The 15,600-nt window shown below is 67.8% G+C and carries 16 protein-coding genes; 5 read left to right on the plus strand and 11 right to left on the minus strand.

The annotated features are described in order from the left end of the window. Window positions 1-87 precede the first annotated feature (87 nt). Entirely contained in the window at window positions 88-270 is a 183-nt protein-coding gene (locus tag ABZ664_RS33850) for a hypothetical protein (protein WP_362519356.1), read from the minus strand. 270 nt (window positions 271-540) lie between these two features. Between ABZ664_RS33850 and ABZ664_RS33855 the strand changes: the two genes are divergently transcribed. The 3 genes from ABZ664_RS33855 to ABZ664_RS33865 all read left to right on the plus strand — a co-directional run bounded on the left by ABZ664_RS33855 (window position 541) and on the right by ABZ664_RS33865 (window position 3,508). Beyond that, complete coding sequence (locus ABZ664_RS33855) at window positions 541-1,386, plus strand: peptidoglycan-binding protein (RefSeq protein ID WP_362519359.1); 846 nt, start codon at window positions 541-543, stop codon at window positions 1,384-1,386. Window positions 1,387-1,597: 211 nt separating this feature from the next. Further along, on the plus strand, window positions 1,598-2,500 hold the full coding sequence (locus ABZ664_RS33860; protein ID WP_362519363.1) for a peptidase inhibitor family I36 protein: 903 nt from the start codon (window positions 1,598-1,600) through the stop codon (window positions 2,498-2,500). 57 nt (window positions 2,501-2,557) lie between these two features. After that, the gene (locus tag ABZ664_RS33865; protein WP_362519366.1) at window positions 2,558-3,508 is read left to right on the plus strand and encodes a SpoIID/LytB domain-containing protein; all 951 of its coding nucleotides are present in this window, start codon (window positions 2,558-2,560) and stop codon (window positions 3,506-3,508) included. Between the two features lie 165 nt (window positions 3,509-3,673). Here ABZ664_RS33865 and ABZ664_RS33870 read toward each other — a convergent pair whose 3' ends face one another. From ABZ664_RS33870 to ABZ664_RS33890, 5 genes are all read right to left on the minus strand, one after another. After that, entirely contained in the window at window positions 3,674-4,708 is a 1,035-nt protein-coding gene (locus ABZ664_RS33870; protein WP_362519370.1) for an NBR1-Ig-like domain-containing protein, read from the minus strand. Between the two features lie 330 nt (window positions 4,709-5,038). Beyond that, window positions 5,039-5,542 carry an SRPBCC family protein gene (locus tag ABZ664_RS33875; RefSeq protein WP_362519649.1) on the minus strand — a complete coding sequence of 168 codons (504 nt, stop codon included), beginning with the start codon at window positions 5,540-5,542 and terminating at the stop codon, window positions 5,039-5,041. Continuing rightward, window positions 5,542-5,898 carry a metalloregulator ArsR/SmtB family transcription factor gene (locus ABZ664_RS33880; RefSeq protein WP_362519373.1) on the minus strand — a complete coding sequence of 119 codons (357 nt, stop codon included), beginning with the start codon at window positions 5,896-5,898 and terminating at the stop codon, window positions 5,542-5,544. Before ABZ664_RS33880 ends, ABZ664_RS33875 begins: the two co-directional genes overlap by 1 nt. Window positions 5,899-6,087: 189 nt before the next feature. Further along, window positions 6,088-6,966, minus strand: coding sequence for a bile acid:sodium symporter family protein (locus ABZ664_RS33885; protein ID WP_362519376.1), 879 nt, complete (start codon window positions 6,964-6,966; stop codon window positions 6,088-6,090). Between the two features lie 377 nt (window positions 6,967-7,343). Continuing rightward, a complete protein-coding gene (locus ABZ664_RS33890) occupies window positions 7,344-7,508 on the minus strand; it encodes a hypothetical protein (RefSeq protein WP_362519379.1) in 165 nt (54 codons plus the stop codon). Between the two features lie 531 nt (window positions 7,509-8,039). Here ABZ664_RS33890 and ABZ664_RS33895 point away from each other — a divergent pair. Beyond that, entirely contained in the window at window positions 8,040-9,095 is a 1,056-nt protein-coding gene (locus tag ABZ664_RS33895) for a transglycosylase SLT domain-containing protein (RefSeq protein WP_362519382.1), read from the plus strand. Window positions 9,096-9,303: 208 nt separating this feature from the next. On the opposite strand, the gene ABZ664_RS33900 is transcribed toward ABZ664_RS33895, so the two are convergent. The 5 genes from ABZ664_RS33900 to ABZ664_RS33920 form a co-directional block, all read right to left on the minus strand. Next, window positions 9,304-9,675, minus strand: coding sequence for an STAS domain-containing protein (locus ABZ664_RS33900; protein WP_362519385.1), 372 nt, complete (start codon window positions 9,673-9,675; stop codon window positions 9,304-9,306). A 102-nt stretch (window positions 9,676-9,777) separates the two neighbouring features. Next, complete coding sequence (locus tag ABZ664_RS33905) at window positions 9,778-10,371, minus strand: GNAT family N-acetyltransferase (RefSeq protein WP_362519388.1); 594 nt, start codon at window positions 10,369-10,371, stop codon at window positions 9,778-9,780. Then, complete coding sequence (locus tag ABZ664_RS33910) at window positions 10,368-11,840, minus strand: APC family permease (protein ID WP_362519391.1); 1,473 nt, start codon at window positions 11,838-11,840, stop codon at window positions 10,368-10,370. The genes ABZ664_RS33905 and ABZ664_RS33910 overlap by 4 nt, the downstream gene beginning before the upstream one ends. Before the next feature lie 27 nt (window positions 11,841-11,867). Next, the gene (locus ABZ664_RS33915) at window positions 11,868-12,563 is read right to left on the minus strand and encodes a GPP34 family phosphoprotein (RefSeq protein ID WP_362519394.1); all 696 of its coding nucleotides are present in this window, start codon (window positions 12,561-12,563) and stop codon (window positions 11,868-11,870) included. Window positions 12,564-13,025: 462 nt separating this feature from the next. After that, entirely contained in the window at window positions 13,026-14,225 is a 1,200-nt protein-coding gene (locus ABZ664_RS33920; protein WP_362519397.1) for an esterase-like activity of phytase family protein, read from the minus strand. A gap of 699 nt (window positions 14,226-14,924) precedes the next feature. Between ABZ664_RS33920 and ABZ664_RS33925 the strand changes: the two genes are divergently transcribed. Then, on the plus strand, window positions 14,925-15,176 hold the full coding sequence (locus ABZ664_RS33925; RefSeq protein ID WP_362519401.1) for a hypothetical protein: 252 nt from the start codon (window positions 14,925-14,927) through the stop codon (window positions 15,174-15,176). Window positions 15,177-15,600 lie beyond the last annotated feature (424 nt).

Below are 15,600 nucleotides of genomic sequence, written 5' to 3' on the forward strand. Positions count from 1 at the left end.
CGTCGCGGACCGGCCCGGTGGTCGCTACCCGGGCCTCTCCCATCGCCGCGTTCGAGTGCCGCTAGCGATGCCGGACACCGTGCGATCTCACCGTGTGACGCACACCTTGCACGGTGTCTTTCCTTCCGCCTCGGCGTCCGCGACGCTCACGCTCCTGATGCGGCGAATCTCGAAACCCAGGACTTCACCGCCCTGCTGGCCGGCTCGCAGACCCCAGCAGTCGGAGGCGTGGTAGCGGTCACCGGCATCGGTGACGAGGACTTCGGTCATGGCGTTCCTTACGGGAGGCGAGCGCGTGGCCGCTGTACGGCCATGTTGTCCTGCCTGGTCACTGCCCTGCGCGACCGCTGTACGGCCACGTTGTCCTGCTCGAATACTGCCCCGCGCGGTCGCGGGTCACGCGTCGGATCGCCTGTCAGGCCTGTAAGGAAGCCCTTCGAACAGGCTGACAACACGATCTCGTTGTGGACAGCACGAGCGATCCGAAACTGTGGATCCCGCCGCAGAAATCCCGCTCAGTGTCCGAAACCAGGAGAACCCATGAAGCTGCCCTCATACGCCGCCGCCCTCGTGGCGGCCGCCCTGTTCGCCCCCTTGACGGGAGCGTCCGGGGTGTCGGCGGCACAGGCGGCCGACGCGGGAGCCCTTCCGAGCGTGAACATGGAAGCCACCCTCAAGGCGGCCCAGATCGACCCGCGACGGCCTGACGACACACTGACCCCGGGGGCGAAGGCGAGCGTGCTCCTCGTCGAGCGGGCGCTGCGCGACCGGCGCCTGCTCGATTCCAAATGGGTGGACGGTTACTTCGGCAGCACGACGGTCACCGCCTTCGCGAAGTTCCAGCGGTCGCTCGGCTTCACCGGTCTCGCCGCCAACGGCCTGCCGGGCAAGGCGTCGCTCACCAAGCTCGGGGCCGGCCGCTTCAAGGTCACCCACGTCATCGGGCCGGGGGCCCGGGTGTCGTTCGGCGGGGGCGTCGTCAACGCCCGCACGCGGAGCATGCTGGTCGAGGCGAATCGGCTGCTCGGCCGCGATCTCGTGCTGTTGCAGGGGTCGTACAACCGGGGCGGGGACCCCACGTCCGCGGGTACCCACGACGGCGGGGGCGCCGTGGACATCTCGGTCAAGGGGATGAGCTCCGCCACCCGTACCGCGGCCGTCCGCGCGTTGCGACGCGTCGGCTTCGCGGCATGGCTGCGCAGTCCCGATCAGGCCGACTGGCCGTGGCACATCCACGCCGTCGCCATCAACGACACCGACCTCTCCGGCCAGGCCCAGAACCAGATCGGCGACTACTACCTCGGTCTGAACGGGCTCTCCGGCCGTGGTCCCGACGACGGCCCGAAGGTGGCCATCCGCACCTGGGAGGAGTACCGGCGTCGCTGACCATTCGAAGCCCCGACCGCGCGGACACCCGGACCGCACGCACCCCAGGCGCCCTGAGCCGTACGCATTCCACCTCGTACGCGCTCCAGGCCGCACGCATTCCACCCCGTACACACCTCGAGGCCGCACTCCTGGGCCGCCCTGCACCTCGGGCCCACACACCAGGCCGTACAGGACACCCCAGGCCACAGATACAAGGAGAAAGAACATCATGAGAACGCGTAACAGGATCCTCGCCGCCGTGGCCTCCGCGATGGTGCTCGGCGGAACGGCCCTCGCCACCGCCCCGCCCGCCTCGGCCGCCGACCGCAACGGCGTCTGCGAGAGCGGCGAGTTCTGCTACTACTTCAACAGCAACAACCAGGGATCGGTCTCCGACTTCACCGGATCCGTCAACGACTACGGCACCAAGCAGCCCTCCTGCTTCGACTACAAGGGGCCAGGCAACGGCAAGGGCAAGTGCATCAAGAACGCCGCCGCCTCCGTCTGGAACCGCACCGCCAAAACCGTCCGGGTCCATTTCAACAGCAATTACGGCGGCAGCGTCTACCAGGACTTCAAGCCCGGCGCGAAGGGCAACCTCAAGCCCGGCCTCAAGAACGAGAACGCCTCGCACCAGTTCAGCCCGTCGTCGTCGTCACCGGGGCGCGTCAACCTGTCGTCCGCGCTGTACAAGACCAGCGGCGGATACATCAGCTGCGCCTTCGACGGTTACACCAACACCCCCGGCCGGCATGAGGGCATCGACTTCTACCGCGGCATCGGCACGAATGTCCACTCCCTGGTGAGCGGTCAGGTCATCCACCTCGCGCGTGGGGCCAACGGCGGCTCGGGGCTCTCCACGATCTCCATCTACAACGCCTCGTCGAACAGGACGGTCATCTACCTGCACTCCGCTCCGCGCTCCTCCCTGCGCGTGGGTCAGCAGGTCACGCGCGGCCAGCTCATCGCCAACGAGGCGTGGCGCGGGGTGTCGTCCAGCGGGGCCGCGCACACCCACGTCGAGGTGCGTCCCGGACGGCAGAAGCTCGCCGCCAAGAGCGTCGGCGACCCGGTCCTGAGCAACCCGAACCCGACCTCGTTCTGGGTCTCCCAGGGCTACAACCTCCGCTGAGCGCAGCGCGGCTTTCGATTTTCGATGAAGACGACGATGAAGAAGAGGAAGGCGACCGTGTCCCCACGAACCGCACGGCCGATATCGCGACTCGCCGCCGTGGCCTCCGCGATGGTGCTCGGCGGAACGGTGCTCGCCGTCGCCCCGCCCGCTTCGGCCGCCGGCCGTAACGGTGTCTGCGAGAGCGGCGAGTTCTGCTACTACTTCAACAGCAACAACCAGGGATCGGTCTCCGACTTCACCGGATCCGTCAACGACTACGGCACCAAGCAGCCCTCCTGCTTCGACTACAAGGGATCAGGCAACGGCAAGGGCAAGTGCATCAAGAACGCCGCCGCCTCCGTCTGGAACCGCACCGCCAAAACCGTCCGGGTCCATTTCAACAGCAACCACGCCGGTAGCACCTACCAGGACTTCAAGCCCGGCGCCAAGGGCAACCTCAAGCCCGGTCTCAAGAACCAGAACGCCTCGCACCAACTGATGGGCTCCTCGTCGCCGACCCACTGCAAGACCGACGGCACGCACAGCAGGATGCCCACGACGATCCTCGTCTACCGCAAGTCCCTCAACCGCGTGGACCGGGTACCGTTCAAGACCTACATCAAGAACGTCCTGCCCAACGAGTGGCCGTCGTACTGGCCGAAGGAGTCTCTCAGGGCCGGGGCGATCGCCGTCAAGAACTTCGGCTGGTACTGGGCGCTGAACTCGGCGAGCAGGACGCCGAGCGGCGAGTGCTACGACGTCTCCGACCACACGTCCAGCCAGGTGTACAGGCCGGGCTCCGCGACGGCGGCGACGAACGCGGCGGTGGACGCGACGTGGGGCACCCGGTTGACGCGCAACGGGAAAATCTTCAGGGCCCAGTACTGCGCGACGACGACGGCGTGCGGCCACTGGGTCACCGGTGACTGGATGTCGCAGACCGGCTCCCGCGACAAGAGCAAGGCGGGCTGGAGCCACTCCAGGATCCTCAAGTCCTACTACAAGGGGATCGTTCTCGGTTCCTGATCTCTTTCGAAGACCTCCCCGCGTTCCCCGCCGTGCGTCGCACGGCGGGGAACGGGCGTTCGGTGCTGAGCACCGAAGGCGTCCTCCCGATGCGGCCGGCGAGCTTGGAAGCCGGTCGGTCGACGGGGCAACCCCGGTGGGAGGTGCTCACCTGCATCGTCTCCGTCAGTCGACGATGACCTGGAAGTTGAGCGGTCGGCCTCCGGGAAACGCGACCCGTCCAGAACCGTCCATCATCTTGAACCGCACGTAGCACAGGCCCGGGTTTCTCGGCGTGGTGATCTCGGTCCGGATGTCGACGATCTCTCCGGGTCGGGTGTCCTTGATCGGTACGTCGGAGATGGTCTGGCATTGATCGGGTTGCTGCGGAAGGTCGAGGCGGCGCAGCGAGTATCCCTTCCATGGCACGGTCCCGGCGTTCTTGATCCGCCACACCTTGGTCCTGGTCCGGCCGGGGCCGACGCTCGTGCAGTCGGGGAGCGTGATGTCTCCGATGAACACCGCGGAATCGCCCTCGTTCGCGGGCGGATCGTACGGCGGGTTGGTCGGGACCACCGGGCAGTCGGTCGCCGCCAGTAATGCCTTCGACGGGCTGCCTGACGGGGCCGGGCCGCGATCGTCGTTCCCGGAGTCGCGGTTGACGGCCACCGCGATGAGGACCGCCGTCCCCACGCCGACGGCCGCTGTCGCGAGCGCCGCCGCTGCCGGGCGGGGCAACCGGAATCGCCCTCGGCCTCGGGGAGTGTGGGAGACCTGCCGGGCGTCGCCCACGATCTCGCCGGGCGGTGGCGGCGGCGTCGTGGGCACGGGTGCCGGGGTCGCACCGGCCGCCGGTGGAACGTACGACCCGACGGCGATGCGCATGGAGCGATCTTCCGCGGCTGCCGCGGCTTCCGGGGCCGCCGCGGCTTCCGGGGCCGCCGCGGCTTCCGGGGCCGCCGCGGCTTCCTCGACCTGCGGGGCGGGGACCGCGAGCCCACCGGGCGGACCGGCCACCGGGGTGCCGACGCGGTTCGCAGGATCCCCGGCGCTCGCCGACCTGACCGCCAGGTTCGCCCTCTCCCAGCGTTCGCGGTACGCGGCCGGGTCCGCGCCGCACGCCCTGACGAACTCGACGGTGGTCTCCCAGCTCGGGAGCCGGTTGCCTTTCGTGGCTTCGTGCAGTGTCGTGTGCGAGATCACCCCCGACCGACCAGACATCTCCCGAAAAGGTGGGTTGCCGACAGACTTGCGAAGTTCTCGCAGAGCCGTCGCGAAGCCCTCGATCGCCTTCACCCGTGCAGGCATGTCATCCACCGGAGTGAAGCTAACAGCGCCCACGGTGTTTACTCAAGCTTGACCCCACGGCGACGGGGGAAGTAAGGCGGCCGGTCTCGATGCCGCTCAGCACCAGGTACGGGCCGTACGGCGCGCCGCGACCGGCATGCCGAGAGCCGTCGCGGACCGGTCAAGGACTGCGTCGGGAGTCGGCCAAGGACCGTCGAGGGCCACCGGGCACCGTCGCGAACCGGCCAAGGATCGTCGAGGGGATCACCGCCCGACGTTCACGGTCGTCTCGCCCAGCATCTCGTCGAGACGGTCGTACGCCTCGCCCGCGCCGCGTTCCATGGGCGTGCGGAGAACGCTGTCGCGGATCTCCCGCGAGGAGTAGCGCACCGTGGTGGTCATCGTGGTCCGGCCGTCGCGCTCGTCGAAAACGGTGGTGATGAGGGCCTCCCCCACGGCCCAGCCGTCGTGGACCTCGCTCTGGACCAGCCGAGCGGGCGCGTCGACCTCGTGGAACACCCCGCCGTGGCCCAGCTCGGCACCTCCCGGCCCACGCGACACGAAGCGCCAGGCACCGCCCGGACGCAGGTCGATCTCGCAGACCACGAGGTGCCAGCCGCGCGCGCCGTGCCATCGCCGGAGCAGCTCGGGCCGGGTGAACGCGTCGAAGACGAGCCGCCGGGGAGCGGCGAACGCCCTGGTGAGCAGGAGGTCGGTGTCGGACACCGCCCGCACCGTCAGGCCTTCGGTCCGCTCATGCCGTGGCATCACGGGCTTTTCCGTTCGGCGGCGTTCGCTCCGCCGGGTTCGAGCTCGCCCAGCAGGTCGTCCAGCTTCTGGTAGCTCTCCTCCCAGTAGGAGCGATAGTTCTCCAGCCAGCCCATGGCGTCCCTGAGCGGGCCGGCCTCCAGCCTGCGGGGCCTGCGCTGGGCGTCGCGTCCGCGAGAGATCAGCCCGGCGCGCTCCAGCACCCGCAGGTGCTTGGAGATGCCCGGCTGGCTCATCGCGAACGGCTCGGCCAGCTCGGTCACCGTCGCCTCGCCCTCCATCAGCCGGGCCAGGATCGCGCGCCGGGTCGGGTCGGCCAGCGCGGCGAACGTCGCGTCGAGAACGTCGGCAGACACTTTTATCGCCTTTCGGTTCTATAACCAGATGGTTTTACCGTGCCGGATTCGGCCCCGTCAAGGATGTCGGACGTGGCGTCCAGGCCGGCGGGGTCCTCCCCCACGACCTGCGGGATCGACTCCCACCAGATCGTGTCACCACTTCTACGCCCCGGCGCCCCGGTGACGCACCGGACTCACCGAGCCGCGTCAGGGGCGAGCCTCGTCATAAGGGACCTGGGTGGTACGGGACGACCTGAGAAGGAATCCGGCCGCGGCGGCGGTGAAGAACATCAGCACCCCGTAGGTCGCGGCGGGGATCGCCATCTGGGTGTTGTTCAGCAGCGTGAGCGCGACCGCGATGGACAGCGTGGCGTTGTGGATGCCGATCTCCATGCAGGAGGCGACGGCCTGGCTGCGCTCGATCCTGGCCAGGCGCGGCCCCCAGTAGCCGATGGCCAGGCTGATCACGCTGAACAGCAGTGTGATCAGGCCGACCGAGCGGATGTAGCCGCCGAGGTTGTCCAGCTCCTGCAGCAGGGCGCCGATGATCACCAGGACCAGGATGACGGCGGAGGCGATCTTCACGGGGGTGTTCATCCGCTCGGCGAAGCGCGGCACCCACGCCCGGACCGCCATGCCGATCGCGACGGGGACGAGCACGATCGCGACCACCTGGACGGTCTTGTCGAACTGCAGGCCCAGCGCGGCGGAGTCGGCGGCGAAGTAGTTCAGCGACAGGTTGGTGACCAGCGGCAGCGTGACGACGGCGAGCACGGAGTTGATCGCGGTGAGCGTGACGTTGAGCGCGACGTCGCCGCCGAACAGGTGACTGTAGAGATTCGCCGTGGTCCCGCCGGGAGAGGCGGCCAGGAGCATCATGCCCACGGCGAGCGCGGGCGGCAGGCCGAAGGCGAGCACCAGACCGAAGCAGATCACGGGCAGCAGCAGAACCTGACAGGCGAGCGCGACCACGGTGGCCTTGGGATAGGCGGCGACGCGGCGGAAGTCGGCGATCGTGAGGCTCAGACCGAGACCGAACATGATGATCGCGAGGGCGATGGGCAGGAAGACACCGGCAAGGGCCATGGGGGGTGGTCCTCTTTCCTCTTTTTCCGCGGATTTCCTTGGACGTCTCCTCGGGGTGGGGCGAAGTCGGCGTGGAAGGAGCCGGTCATCGCGGGCGACGCCTGCGCGGCGTCCGCGATGTCACGGGAGATCGGGGAAGGTGACCGCGCCCACTCCCGCGGAGACGGTACGGACAGGGGGCACGGTGCCAGGTGGGTCCAATGATCACCCACATCTAGGGATAACGCCAGGAAAGAACCCCGATCTAACCGAATGCGTATTCAAGTGGTGATCGTTCGATTTCGCGGATCGGTTCTCGCTTCATCCGGCTTCGGCGGGACGGGGAGGGGTCGGGGTCGCCGTGCGGAACGACCTGACGAGACGCGCGGTTCGTCGCCTTACCGGTCGGTGTTGTCCGGAGTAGCCGGAGCGTCGGATTGCTCGGTCGGCTTGATCGGCTCGGGCAACTCCGGTGACTCGGATGACTCGGACGGCTTGATCAGCTTGATCGATTCGGGCGGCAAAAGTCGATCTTCAATCACGGTTGCCGCGACGACGCCCACCAATGTCATGATCGCTAGAACCGATCCGAACAAGATTCCTCCCAGCACCGGCCTCACGTCTCCCCCAACAAGCCAGATGTGCTGCTTCCCTCACATATCAGGATTATTCGGACATGGTTCATGAAAATAGGGCTGTTCGACTTACCGGATCAGGACCAAAGTCCTTCGGCGCGTGTCAGAAAGGTGATCGTGACGCGAGGGCCGCGTCCGCCGGCCGTCGCGGGCTGCGCCGGTAGGCCGGGAGGTCGTCGCTCGGGTACGTTGGGCCCGATGAACGATCAGCGCGCGGAGGTTTCACGGCCGGAGCGTGACCACCGGTCGAACAGACGGACGATGCCCGCACGGCCGGATGCCTCGGAGGGTCCAGGCCCCTCACAGGGGCGGAATGCCTCCGGGAGGCCGAACACTCCAGAGAAGGCGAACGCCTCCAGGATGCCGAACACCTCGAAGAGAACGGATGCCTCAGGAGGTCCGGACGCCCCGGAGGGCGGGTCGCCGGGTTCGCGCGTGGGCCGGTCGCGCGGGAGGCCGGTGATCGCCACTCTCCTCGGCCTGGTCGTCGCGATCTCCGGCTGCGCCACCTCGCAGAGCGCCGCCTCACAGGATGCCGCCGCACAGGGCTCCACCTCCCAGGACACCTCCCCGAACACCGCCTCGCAGGACAGCACCTCCCAGGGCTCCCCCTCACAGGACACCGCACAGGACTCCGCCTCCCAGGGCGCTCCCTCGCGGAGCACCGCCCCACCGGCTGCTCCCGGCCAGGAGACGGCGTCACCGGCGGAGGAGTCCTCGCAGCAGACGCCGCCCGCAGGTCAGGTGCCCACCCCGCCCTCCCCGAAAGCGGCGATCCCCACCGATCCTGCGCAACTGGCCCGTTCCCTGGCCACGACCACCGCGGAGCTCCGACGCGCCATCGACGCCTGGAGGCGCGACGGCGATCCCGGCAAGGGAGAACCCCCCGAGTCGGTGGTGCTGCTCGCCCTGCACCAGCAGCGGATCTACCGTTACCTCGTCCTCAACCCGAAGGTCGCCGACCGCACCTACGCCAAGCTGCCGAAGGCCCTGGCCGGGCAGGCGAAGGACAACGTGACGGCCGGCCGGGATCTGCGCTCCCTCGTCCGGCCCATCAGCGGGGCGGTGAAATTCCGTGTCCAGCCGCCCAAGCCCGCCGACTTCCTGCTCGGCCACTTCCGGTACGCCGAGCGGCGGTTCGGCGTGGAGTGGGAGGTGCTGGCGGCGGTGATGTTCGTCGAGACCAAGTTCGGCCGCGTACGGTCACCGAGCCACACGGGCGCCAAGGGCCCCATGCAGTTCATGCCGAGAACGTGGGACGCCTACGGGATGGGCGGTGACATCCAGGACACCCGCGACTCCCTGCTCGCCGCGGCGAACTATCTTCGCGCGTCGGGGGCGCCGCGCGACTACCGGCGCGCGCTGTACGCCTACAACCACTCCCAGGCGTACGTCAACGCGGTGTTGCTGCACGCGCGCCAGATCAAGCAGGACATCAGAAACTACTACGCCTACTACAACTGGCAGGTGTTCGTGGTGACCACCCGTGGAGATCGCCGCCTCACCGGCCCCTGACCCCGCACACCCTGCGCCACATGCCCGTGAAGGACACGGGTGTTCACGGTGACCGCCCGTGGGAGACCCCTTGTCCTTCACGGGCGTTGCCTCCGCGCCACGTACCTGTGCGGGGTGACCCCCCGTGGAGACCTCTGTCCTTCACGGGCCCTGCCTCCGCGCCACGTACCGGCGCGGATCTTCGAACCTTGGGAGCGTGGAGAGTGCCTCACTCCGGGGGGAGCAGGCTGGCGACGGCCTGTTCGATGTCGTCGCGCACCTCGAAGTGGGACAGCAGGCCGGTGCGCAGCAGCAGGTGCGCCAGCCCGTCGGGGACGCCCACGAGAACGAGCCGGCCGGTGGCGGTGTCCTGGACGCGCTGCCGGGTCTGAGCCAGGACACCCAGGGCGGTGGAATCGTAGAAGGCCAGCTGTGACAGCTCCAGCACGAGGCGGGGGCCGTCGCTCATCTCCCAGACCTCGTCGACGTGTTGGGCGAGCGTGGACGCGGTGACGAAGTCCAGGTGCCCGCCGAACTCCAGCACGCTGCAGTGCCCCCGATGGTTCGCCCGTACCCACAGCGCCTGACCGCGGTGATCCACTCAGCCCTCCCGAACCCCGTACCGTTGGTGGACCCCCGCGATACCCGATCGAGAACGGCGCTACCCTCCAGCACGGATTCAAAACTCACGGGGGTCCCGCGGTCAGGGGTTCGGCGGGCGCCACATCGGATACATCGGCGGGCCGCCGGGCATGAAGATCGGGTCGCCGAGGTCCTGATAGCCGTGGCGCAGATAGAGCCTGCGGCTGTCGACGCTGCTCGCCTCCAGGTACGCGGGTATCCCCTCCTCGTCGAGCCCTCGGTGGTACTCCTCAAGCAGCCGGGTCCCCGTCTTCCGCCTCTGGTGTCCCGGGAGCACGGCGAGGAACGCCAGATAGTGGTGCGGGTCGTGGGGGTGGCGCTTGTCCATCTCCTCCCCCATCAGTTCGATGCGCTCGGCGTGGGGACCGGCGAACGACTCGACCCGGGCGGTCCGGTCGGGGATCTCGGGAAGCGGCTCGACCCCCTTGTGGAACCACACGGCGACGGCGGACATGTCCGCCGTCGCGAGGACCTCGCCGTGGACGAGGGCGCTCTCGCTGGTCATGGAGAAGAAGGGGGGCATCACCCGGCGGCGGTCGTCGTCCGACGGGATCATCCAGGCGGAGATCTCCTGCTCGTGGAAGGAGGTGGCGATGATCGCACCGATGGTATCCGCGGCTCCCGGCGCGTTCGGGACACGAATGATCTCGGTCATTCGCTTCCCTTCACGGCCGCCTGGGCACCGAGCCCGATGTTGGCGTACACGTCCGGTTTGCTGGACCGCAGCGCGAGTCCCCACATGACGCCGAATCCCGCGGCGACGAAGTAGATGGCGGGCATGATCCAGCGGAGCGGGGAGTCGGGGGCCACGCCGAGCACGGTGTCGAAGTTGAGCATGACGAGCACGATGACGACGAACAGCAGGACGGAGGAGATGGCCGGGGCGATCCGGGTCCGCCAGGCGTTCTCCGGGGCGGGATTCCTGGCGAAGAAGGCGAGCACCGAGATCGAGGTGGCCGCCAGCATCATGAGCAGTCCCAGGCCGCCGAACGATCCGACGGTGAAGAACAGCTGGATGACCGGGTCCAGACCGAAGAACGCGTAGATGACGATCGTGGCCAGCCCGATGACGCTCTGCGCCACCGAGCCGTTGACCGGGGCACCGGTCCGCGGGGAGGTGCGGCCGAAGGCCGCGGGCAGGACCCGCTCCCTGCCGAGGGCGAAGATGTAGCGGGAGATCGTGTTGTGGAAGGCGATCAGCGCGGCGAAGAGGCTCGTCACGAACAGGAGGGCGCCGAGGGTGGCGATGGTCGCCCCGAGGTGCTGTCCGGCCAGGTTGAACAGGAGGTTCGAACTCTGCTCGCGCGTGGCCTCGACAATCTTGTCCGATCCGACCGGCACGGTCATCGCCCAGGAGGACAGGGCGTAGAGGCCGGAGATGACGGCGAGTGCGACGTAGGTCGCGATCGGCACCGTGCGCTTCGGGTCCTTGGTCTCCTCGGAGAACACCACCGAAGACTCGAAGCCCGCGAAGGAGGCGATGCAGATCGCGACCACCGCTCCGATGCCGGGAACGAAGAGGTTCGCCGGGTTGAAGACGTCGAGGCTGTAACCCGAGGCGGCCGGGTTGATCAGGTCGGCGATGTCGAACAGCACGACGATGGCTATCTCCGTCAGCAGCAGGACCGAGAGGACCTTTCCGTTCACGTCGACCCGCATCAGCCCGAGCACCCCGGTCAGCACCCAGGCGACCAGTCCGATGACCCACCAGGGCGGGGAGCTTCCGAACCAGTCGGCGATCAGCGGCTCACCCGCCGCGCCGATCATGCCGTAGAGGCCGACCTGGAGCGCGTTGTAGGCGAGCAGCGCGACCCAGGCGGTCGCCACTCCCAGCGGCCGGCCGAGGCCTTTCGCGGTGTACGCGTAGAACGCCCCGGCGTTGACGACGTAGCGGGCCATCGTCACGTACCCGACGGCGAACAGGCCCAGGATGGCTCCGAGCAGGATGAAGGCGAGCGGGACGCCGATCACGCCGGTCGCGGCGTACGCGGCGGTCACCGAGCCGCCGATGACGGTCAGCGGCGCCGCCGCCGAGATGACGAAGAACACCACGGAGGGTACGCCGAGGCGGTCCTGGGCGAGCGCCTCGGAAACGGCGCTCACCCTGCGTTCTGTCACGGACATGGGGGGATTCCTTGAGGTGAGGGGGGTTCAGCGGCGGCTGATGACGGCGTCACCTACGGCAGCCTCGGTCTGGGCGATCAGTTCCTGGAGCGGCGCCGGGAGGGCGGCGATCGCGTCGGAGAGGTAGCCGGGGTTCTGCTCCCACAGGACGAGCCGGTTGCCGCCGGTCGCGACAAGCAGTCCCAGCAGGACGCTGTCCTGGACGTTGAGTGGCTCACGGCGTTGGATCGCGAGGTTGACGCGTCCCGCCGGCCACGCCGCGACGTTCACGTCGACCGGCACCCGCCTCCGTGACGGGCGTCTGCCGGGCGGGCGCAGCAGTCCGTCGTCGACCATCCTGGCCGCCACGTCGGTGAGTGCCGTACGGGCGAGGAAGTGCAACCAGGTACGGAAGCGATGCGAGGGTTCGGCGACGATGTGCTCCAGGGCGGTCCCGGCGACCCGGTCTCCGGGCGGCGCCTCGTCGAGAACGACGAGTTGTATCTGTCCCGCCACCAGTCCCACGGTTATCCGTCCGGCGAGCATCAGTTCTCCCAGAATGGCTGCGGCCAGTCCTAAATCGGTCAGGCGGGCATGAAGCCGCATCCGGCCGGTCGCGTTGTCATGCATGACAAAGAACAGGTCGTTGCCCAATCGGGTTCCTGAAAGATCCACTCCAACCACGAACGGCGATCGTATAGGTAAATCGTTAAATTTGTCATTATGTGAACAAGGTTCTAGCACCCGACATGGATCGGCTCGGCAAAAACTAAAGAAACGGACAGATGGCCGACAACCTCCAGTTACGTCAAGGGATGTATCGGAGGAACGGACGAATCCAAGAATTTACATATTTTTGGCCACCGGAGGCGGCGGCAGGGGGGCCGGGGTCCCGGGACCCCGAAGCCGGAACACGCCCTGGTCAGAAGGCTCAAGAAAGCACGATCTTGTAAATCCCCGCGAATCGTCGCGAGGTTTGATGCGGGCATTTTTCGAAGTTTGGGACCGGCGTAATGCCGTACAGGCTTCCGCCACCCACACGGCGGTGGTATCGGACGGCGTACGCATCCGCGCCGAGTCCGAAACCGTGCTCGGCCACCTCGTCGTTTCACGAGTTCAGCCCGCCGGCACCACCGTTTGCACGTGGTATCGACGGGCTGAGCCGTTTCAGTGCCGCACTTTCCAGGCGGCTTCAAGGTGGCGCTTTCAGCAACCTCGGGCCGCGAAGGCGAGGAACTTGGTGACCTCGTTGCTGTCGAAGTTGTCGTCGGAACCGATCACCAGCGTGCACTCGCCGTTGCGCAGGCGCGGCCCCCAGGCGAGGCTCTCCAGGTTCTGCACCGGCGGCCGCACCGTGCTGAGGTCGGAGACGAGACGCTTCGAAACGGGGCGGTACGGCTGTCCGCCGACCAGGCTGTCGCGGGTCAGCACGTTCGTGGCACCGCGCAGGTCGATCTCGTACAGCTTGGCCCTGTAGTTGGCACCCTCGATCCAGGAGCGCTCAAGGGCGAGGTAGCGGTTCTCGTCGATCGCCAGGATCTCCGAGACCCCGCTGTCCGACTTGCCGTTCGCCGGGACCGGTGCCGCCGGCAGCTTGTCGACCGGGTAGGCGTACTGCCCGCGCGGCCGGCCGTCACGGCCCCACACGGTGATGCGGGCCGTGGCGCCCTTGTCGACGGTCGGCAGCGGGCCGTCCTCGTACCTCGGCCCCTCCGTGATGGCCGCGATGCTCCGCTCCGTGAAGGTGAGCCCCTCGAACCCGAAGTTGCGCCGGGGGCCCTTCTCGGTGGAGGTCATCTTCAGGTTGCGGGGAACCGCCAGCTCCCCGAGGTAGCGGCCGTCGGCGCCGCTCCAGCGGACGGACATATCGGACACCGGGATGTTGGGATTCTCCGCGTCGGGCCGGTCGCCCTCGTTGGCCCACAGCAGCTTGCGGCTCCACCGGTCGTAACGGATCGCCTCGGGATCGGCGGACCTGGGCCGGCCGTAGGCCGGGTAGGGGCTCCCACCGGGGCGCCGCAGGGTGGTGACCCCGGTGAGGTTCACCCCGGTGAACGCTCCGGTGACCGGGTGGATGTCAAGACGGCCGGTGTAGAAGCGCGCCGGGTTGTAGCGCCACCGGTCGTCGGAGACGAAGTACCAGGTGCCGGTGCGCGGGTCACGGTCAAGACCGGAGAGGCCGCCGACGGTGGTTCCACGGAAGCGCATCTTGTGCGGCAGGCGCTGCTCGCCGAGGAAGCGGGTGATCCGGAGCCCTTGCGGCGGAGCGGCGACCTCCACCGCGGGCTGTGCGGCCGCTGTCGAGGGGTGCGCGACCGCCGCCGACGCCTGCGCGCCGACGGCCCCGAGGCTGACCGCCGTCGCGAGCGCGGCCGCGAGTGCCGTGATTCTTCGCGAATTGGTCATATGACTCTCCTCTTTCCAGAAATGATCCCGAAAGAACTGGCTGGAATATGAGACCGCGGTTGACGGAAAATTTCCACGAGAATCAACAATTCAATGCTCATTGGCCGCTCAATGACAGGGCAGAACAAGCCATTTGTCATGCATTTTCAGTCACTGAGTCGGCGATCAGGGCAAGACACTTCAAAGCATGCGTGCGCGGACGCCGGGGACGTCGCCGCACGGACGGCTCACGCCCCGGACGCGCACCAGGATCAGGCCCGGCCGGTACGGGCCATGGAGCGCTCACACCCCGGACGCGTACGCGCACGGATGTCCGGTCACGTCCGCAACCGTCACGTCCGAGGCGGATCCGGCCGGGTGGCACGCGCCCGTATGACAACGGCGCGCGTCATTCCCCCGGCGCGCGAATCGCACCGAATTGGATGGCGATCGGCCTGTCATGACATGGAGAAGTCATCGTGGCGCACGAAATCCGATTCCGGGGTTCATCTCTCGATCGCGGGAACGCGTACATGAACGCAATGCGCCGGTAGTTGACCTGCCCTGCTGACGTTCTTGTTCTGGTTCGGGGGCAATTGTTCTGGTTCGGAGGGTGAGGGGCAGGGCTTGGGCGGGCGGCTTCCGGCGCGAGGAGTACGCTCAAGAGGAGGCCGACAACTTCGCCGGGTCTACTCCATATGGATATCTGGATGGCGAAACATGGCGGATACCGAACCCACATGCGAGCTGCACCTGCGAATCTTCGGGCAGCCCCACGACCTGATGCTGCGTCTGCACGGCCCCGAGCCCACCGAGGACGAGCTGGCGGGCTGGATGCGAGACGGGGCGGTGATCAGGCTCAAGGTCACAGAAACGGCCGGGCGGACACCTCACACCATGCTGGTGAATTTCAGCAGCGTGGTTTTTGCCTGGATCTGTCGTTATCAGTCCGGTAGAGGGGTGAATCGGTGAGGTCGCGGGAGGGCTGGAAACGGGTCCGCGCCGGATCCGGTGACCTGTGAAGGTGGCCTCCAGGCTGAGGTGACCTCGACGGAGGCGACTCGGTCGGAAGCGGCCCGGAGTCCCCGCGATTTCGCGCGTCGGCGCGATCGGCCGGGCGCGGGGTGCCGTGCCCGGGCCGAACGCAGATTCGACGTGGACAGAGTGGTGACCAATTATTTACCCATCTACCGCCATATAGCGGACGGAGCGTAAGCCCCTGATACTGTCAGGGTGACGTAGCCCCCGCGATCCGTTGCGGGGTCGCGGCAGCCGGGCCCCGATGAGGACGGCACCCGGCGCCAGGCTTCAGCTCCATCCGTCACCACGCTGGCCGATGGACGTCTTCACCGCGTGAGGTCCGCATCCGTGAGCCGGAGCGGCCGATGACCGGAAG

Source organism: Streptosporangium sp. NPDC006930, from assembly GCF_040635605.1.
Lineage (GTDB): Bacteria > Actinomycetota > Actinomycetes > Streptosporangiales > Streptosporangiaceae > Streptosporangium.

Bases quoted from the DNA above. Each gene is read 5' to 3' on its own strand.
- ABZ664_RS33875 (WP_362519649.1), bottom strand. From the start codon at position 5,542: ATGCCACGGCATGAGCGGACCGAAGGCCTGACGGTGCGGGCGGTGTCC.
- ABZ664_RS33870 (WP_362519370.1), bottom strand. From the start codon at position 4,708: ATGTCTGGTCGGTCGGGGGTGATCTCGCACACGACACTGCACGAAGCC.
- ABZ664_RS33925 (WP_362519401.1), top strand. From the start codon at position 14,925: ATGGCGGATACCGAACCCACATGCGAGCTGCACCTGCGAATCTTCGGG.
- ABZ664_RS33910 (WP_362519391.1), bottom strand. From the start codon at position 11,840: ATGTCCGTGACAGAACGCAGGGTGAGCGCCGTTTCCGAGGCGCTCGCC.
- ABZ664_RS33905 (WP_362519388.1), bottom strand. From the start codon at position 10,371: ATGACCGAGATCATTCGTGTCCCGAACGCGCCGGGAGCCGCGGATACC.
- ABZ664_RS33850 (WP_362519356.1), bottom strand. From the start codon at position 270: ATGACCGAAGTCCTCGTCACCGATGCCGGTGACCGCTACCACGCCTCC.
- ABZ664_RS33855 (WP_362519359.1), top strand. From the start codon at position 541: ATGAAGCTGCCCTCATACGCCGCCGCCCTCGTGGCGGCCGCCCTGTTC.
- ABZ664_RS33920 (WP_362519397.1), bottom strand. From the start codon at position 14,225: ATGACCAATTCGCGAAGAATCACGGCACTCGCGGCCGCGCTCGCGACG.
- ABZ664_RS33860 (WP_362519363.1), top strand. From the start codon at position 1,598: ATGAGAACGCGTAACAGGATCCTCGCCGCCGTGGCCTCCGCGATGGTG.
- ABZ664_RS33885 (WP_362519376.1), bottom strand. From the start codon at position 6,966: ATGGCCCTTGCCGGTGTCTTCCTGCCCATCGCCCTCGCGATCATCATG.